The 5203-nt window shown below is 55.4% G+C and carries 5 protein-coding genes; 2 read left to right on the top strand and 3 right to left on the bottom strand.

What is annotated here, in order from left to right; genetic code table 11:
- Together OXG87_04560 and OXG87_04565 are read right to left on the bottom strand one after the other, a co-directional pair.
- The coding region (locus OXG87_04560) for a glycosyl hydrolase family 28-related protein (protein ID MCY3868806.1) at positions 1–332 on the bottom strand (332 nt) is incomplete at its 3' end.
- A gap of 15 nt (positions 333–347) precedes the next feature.
- Entirely contained in the window at positions 348–1391 is a 1044-nt protein-coding gene (locus OXG87_04565; GenBank protein ID MCY3868807.1) for a Gfo/Idh/MocA family oxidoreductase, read from the bottom strand.
- 104 nt (positions 1392–1495) lie between these two features.
- On the opposite strand from OXG87_04565, the gene OXG87_04570 reads away from it, so the two are divergent.
- Positions 1496–2620, top strand: coding sequence for a Xaa-Pro peptidase family protein (locus tag OXG87_04570; GenBank protein MCY3868808.1), 1125 nt, complete (start codon positions 1496–1498; stop codon positions 2618–2620).
- A 16-nt stretch (positions 2621–2636) separates the two neighbouring features.
- Here OXG87_04570 and OXG87_04575 read toward each other — a convergent pair whose 3' ends face one another.
- A complete protein-coding gene (locus OXG87_04575; protein ID MCY3868809.1) occupies positions 2637–3626 on the bottom strand; it encodes a Gfo/Idh/MocA family oxidoreductase in 990 nt (329 codons plus the stop codon).
- Positions 3627–3685: 59 nt separating this feature from the next.
- Between OXG87_04575 and OXG87_04580 the strand changes: the two genes are divergently transcribed.
- On the top strand, positions 3686–5203 hold a 1518-nt coding region (locus OXG87_04580), incomplete at its 3' end, for a heparinase II/III family protein (GenBank protein MCY3868810.1).

Here is a 5203-nt window from a genome sequence, read left to right on the forward strand (position 1 = left end):
CCGCCCTGATCGTCTGTGATGCTGACGCCATAGCCCACTTTGAATCCATCGGGATTTTCAAGGGTGATCTGTTCTTCGCCAAAGTCCCCGTCGAGGAGAAGGGGGGTCTCAATGCCGTCTGCCTTCCGCAATGTGGTGTTTTCGCCCTGTCCTTTGACCGTGATGTTGCTGCGAAGATGGAGCGCGTCGCGCATGATGTACGTGCCGGATAGGATTTCAACCGTGCCTCCGCCGAGCGCAGCCGTGTAATCGACTGCTGCTTGCAATGCGCGGTTGTCATTACCGATGATGTCGGCGTTTTTTTGTCCGACGGTGATGTGTAAGCCAGTCATGGGAATCTCCGTGAATTAACTAATGCGAATTTCCCGTCCGGTTTCGCCACTTTCGAGCACGGCTTCCATCATTTGCTGCACTTGATATCCGTGACGCAGGGGTGCTTCGCAGGTTTTGCCGTCGAGGATGCAGTCGATAAAGTGGCCCGCAATGCGGTCCCATGCCTGGGTTGCAAGCGGGATATCGACGGCGATGTCGTGTGGGACGCCGTTCTGTGTTTTGTAGATTTTGAGGGGGCGGAATTGCGCGCCTGCTTCGTCGCCAAAGAGTTCGATCTGGAGTTCGTTGGGCTGATGAGATGCCCAGAAGCTTTCGACCTGGAGGCCCGCGCCGTTTTCAAAGCGGATGAACCCACCGGCATAGTCGTCAGCGGCGTATTGTTCGTAGGTGCTGGGCGGGACTTGTCTAAAGCCCCAGTAGCCGCGTCCGCGCGGTCCAAATTTTGCGCCGCACACGCCTGTGACGGTGGCGGGTTTGGGCATGCCGAGCAAGTACCACACGGCGTCGAGGACGTGGACGCCCATGTCGCGGAATGCGCCGCCGCCTTTTTGGATGAATCCGAGGTTCCACGCGGGGATGCCGCTTCGGCGCACGCTGCGGGCGCGGGCATAGTACAGGTCGCCAAAATAGCCTTCGCGCGCGAGGTTGCCCAGATATTGGCACTGATCGGAGAATCGGGTGGAGAGCGACATCATGTTGACGACGCCAGATGCTTCGGCGGCTTCTACGAGTTTTTGCGCTGCCTCTTCAGAGTCCGATAGCGGTTTGGTGACCATGACGTGTTTGTCGTTTTTGACGGCTTCGAGTGCGACGGGCACATGCCACTGGTTTGGGGTGCCTACAAATACCGCGTCGATGTCGGGGTCTTTACACATTTCTTTGTAATCTGTGTAGAATTTTTGTTCGCCGGGCAATTCGCGGGCAAATTCTTCCATTCTTTCGGGGATCAGGTCGCATAGTGCGACGACTTCGCCGCGATCATTTTTCGCAAGGGCGCGGCCATTGGGTTTCCCAATGCCCATCCCGACGACACATACGCGGACTTTTTTTTCTGGCATGATGCACTCCTGGTGTTAAATTGGGGTGGTTGTGAAAATGCGTCCTGTATTATGCAAAAAAAAGAAGGATTTACCAACAGGATTTCACGGAAAGGATATGTGTTATGCTCACTCTGGAAGGTTGTCGTAGCAGGCAGCAGCGATTTCGATCACGTCTCTCCGAGGAGGGAATTGACGCGGTTATTATTACAGATTATCGGGATATCTACTATTTGACCGGTGTGCTTCTGTCGGCATATCCCTCATTTTCTTTTCCCGCGCTTCTTTATTTGGAGACCGAAGGGGGATCGTGGCTGGCGTCAACGACTGACGAAGGGGATGCGGCTGTGGATGAGCGCGTGGTGTACGATTCGCATGTGCTCTATACGATGAATCCCGATCCGATGCGCTTGCTGAATGCGGCTGTGGCACAGAAGCTCAGCGGTTGTCGGGGTATTGCTCGTTTGGGTTGGCAGCAGGAAGCCACGCCCAAGTTGCTCGCCGATACAATAGCAGATGCTCTGGGTGGCGAATGGGTGGGGATAGACGATTTGCTGATTGCACAGCAGATGAGTAAGGATGCCGATGAAGTTGCGATGTTGCAAAAGGCGATTGATATTAATTTGCGGGCTTATGACCGCGTGCAAGAGGTGATTGCGCCAGGTGTGAATGAGCTGGATGTGCTCGCGGCGGGGCAGCAGGTCGCGTTGAATGCCGCGGGTGAGGTGCTGCACCACGGGGGCGATTATCAATGTGGGCAATTGGGCGGGCTGGCCAGAGATCGGATTATTGAAGATGGGGAGTTGTATGTTATCGACGCGCAGACAGAATATCACGGGTACTGGTCCGATCTGTGCCGCACTTTTGCCGTGGGCGATCCCACAGATTTGCAGGCGTCGGTGTACGATCTTTTGAAAGCTATTTTAGAGGACGTTCCCAATCTGGTAGGGCCTGGTGGACGGGGGACTGTACTGTGGCATACGATTGATGAGAGAATCCGCGAGCATCCCCATTTGTCCGATATTGGACTGATTCATCACGCGGGACACGGCGTGGGGATTCGCGCACACGAGCCGCCCGATTTGAACCGGGACCGAGAGGGTATTTTTGAGGTGGGCACGGTCTTTTCCTGTGAGCCGGGTGCGTATAGCGAGGCTTTGAACGGGGGCATTCGGTTGGAGAATACGTTTTTGGTGACGGAAGACGGGGTGCAGAATCTGACGGATTATCCGCTGGTGTTGAAGAAGTGAAACATCCGGCGCCTCCTCACAGCGCGAGCACATTGCCCGTGTCCGCAGCTTCACGTGCTTGTAGGCACAGGCGCGTGACTTTTATGGCTTCGTCGGGGCCGATGATGTGGGGTGCTTTGCCCGTGCGTTCACCGTAGAGGTTAACGAGGAAGTTTTCTTCGGGTGGCAGGGGCAGGTCGCGGGGTGCTTCGCCCGAGCGAATCAGATGCGTGCGGTCGTCGATGACTTCGACGACGCCTTCTGATCCTGCGATTCGGAGGCGATCGTCGCCGTGGGTGGGGGCTGTTGATGGGCGCAAATAATCGAGGTTGATCATTGCCGTGCCGCCATTGCTCAGGCGGAAGAGCATGCCGCCGTGGTCTTCGCAGCCGGGATAGTCGGGATGGGCGAGGTTGCCGTGAAGTGCGGCGACTTGTGTGTATTCGCGCCCGGTTGTCCAGCGCGTGTAATCGACGGCGTGGATTGCGACCCAGGGAATTGTGCCGCCATAAGTTTCTCGCTTTTTGAAAAAGTCCGGGCGGGTGCCAAAGCGATAGGATTTTTGCGCGGTTGCCAGAATGGGTTCGCCGATGAGGCCGTCTTGAACTGCCTGGTGTGCTGCGCGAAATGCGGGGGATAGTCGCAGGCCAAACATGGCGGTGAGGCGAATACCGCTGTTTTTGACCGCTGTTTCAAGGGCTTCGAGATCTTTCAGGGTGGTTGCAACGGGTTTTTCACTGACGATGTCGATTCCGCGGTTTGCTGCGGCTATTGAGGCTTCGGCGTTGAAGGAATACGGACGACAGATGCTGACGAGATCGATTTCTTCGGTGTCGAGCATGTGGCGATAGTCGTCATACAGGCGGGTGTGTGCGGTAAATGCTGCGTGCGATTTGACTCTGGCGAGGGTGTCGTCGGGATGTCCTTTGGCACAGGCGATGAGTTGTGCGTCGGGGATGTGCGCGATGCCGTCGAGTACCATGTTCTGATGTCCGTCGCTGCCGATTTGTGCAATTTTGAGTGGCATGGTGTTCTCGCTCCTGTTGTTGAGATTTGGAATGATGGCTTTAATTAACGGAGGAATAAATGCTTTCGCAAAAGTATTCGGAAGACGTGTTAAAAGATATTTTGATTCCGCGGGATGACTGGCGGCCTTTTCCCACGGCGTTGACGCGCTATGCGTGGGATGCGTTGCCAGACGCGGTTCGACAGGCGCAAATTGCGAGGGGGGAAGAACGCCTGAATTTTGACTGGCCGGGTGTGCCCGCAGTGCGGTTTTTGGATTATGCGCGCAATGGGAATCGCTCGCGGTACGAGAGTTTGAGTTTTGGGCGGCGCACGGCGCTGTCCGATCTGGTTCTGGCAGAGTGCGTGGAGGGCAAAGGCAGATTTTTGGATGATATTACCAATGGTATCTGGTGCATTTGCGAGGAGTCTTTTTGGGGCGTGCCCGCGCATATTGGCGTGCAAAAGGCGGGTAGTGGTCTGCCGGATACTGCTGAGCCGATTGTCGATTTGTTTGCCGCAGAGACGTCGGAATTGCTGGCGTGGACGGTGTATTTGTTGGGCGCGCAACTCGACGGGGTTTCGCCTTTGATTGTGCCGCGCATTGCGCGTGAGATGCAATATCGCATTTTGACGCCTTTGTTGGAGCGCGAAGATTTTGGCTGGATGGGATATTCGGGGACGCGCGTGAATAATTGGAATCCGTGGATTGTGTCGAATTGGTTGACCTCTACTTTGTTGATGGAGACCGATGAAGCGCGGCGGGTTGCTTCGGTGTTTAAGGCGATGCAGACGGTGGATCATTTTATCGATCCGTATCCGAAAGATGGGGGATGTGATGAGGGGCCGGGTTATTGGGGGCGTGCAGGGGCATCGCTTTACGATTGTTTGGAGTGGCTTTACAGTGCAACGGGTGGGGCGATTGATGTGTACGATGAGCCGCTCGTTCAGAATATTGGCAAGTTTATCTATCGGGTGCAAATTGCAGATCAATATTTTATTAATTTTGCCGATGCGTCGCCAGTAGTGGTGCCGGCTTTTGCGGTTGCCTATGGCTATGGCAAGCGCATTGGAGATGACGCGATGGCGGCTCTCGGCGCGTGGTCTGCAAAACAACAGGCCGCTGCCGAGAAGGGTATTTCGGAGTCTTTTGGGAGCATGGGGCGGGCGTTGCCCGCGCTGTTTTCGCTGAATGAAATTCTCGATGCAGAAGCTGCACAGCCGTTGCCGCGCAATGTATTTTTGGATGAGATTGAGGTGTTTGTCGCACGCGATCAGGCAGGGGCGACAGGTGGATTTTTTGTGGGGGCAAAGGGCGGGCACAATGCCGAGAGTCACAATCACAATGATATCGGGCATGTGGTGGTCTATTTGGATGGCCAGCCCGTGCTCGTGGATGCAGGGGTTGAGACCTATACGGCTAAGACGTTTAGCAGTGAGCGGTATGACATCTGGACGATGCAATCTCAATATCATACGTTGCCGACGGTGAATGGGCAGATGCAGATTCCCGGGCGGGTTTATTCCGAGGCGGGGATTGATTATCACTACGATATTGCCGCTCGAGATGTGTCATACACGGCGAGCGAGGCAGATGCG

The sequence above is a fragment of the Gemmatimonadota bacterium genome (assembly GCA_026706845.1).
Taxonomy (GTDB): Bacteria; Latescibacterota; UBA2968; order UBA2968; family UBA2968; genus VXRD01.

What these genes read in the sequence shown, in the direction of transcription:
- OXG87_04575 (MCY3868809.1), bottom strand. Translation starts at nt 3,626, where the DNA reads ATGCCACTCAAAATTGCACAAATCGGCAGCGACGGACATCAGAACATG.
- OXG87_04565 (MCY3868807.1), bottom strand. Translation starts at nt 1,391, where the DNA reads ATGCCAGAAAAAAAAGTCCGCGTATGTGTCGTCGGGATGGGCATTGGG.
- OXG87_04570 (MCY3868808.1), top strand. Translation starts at nt 1,496, where the DNA reads ATGCTCACTCTGGAAGGTTGTCGTAGCAGGCAGCAGCGATTTCGATCA.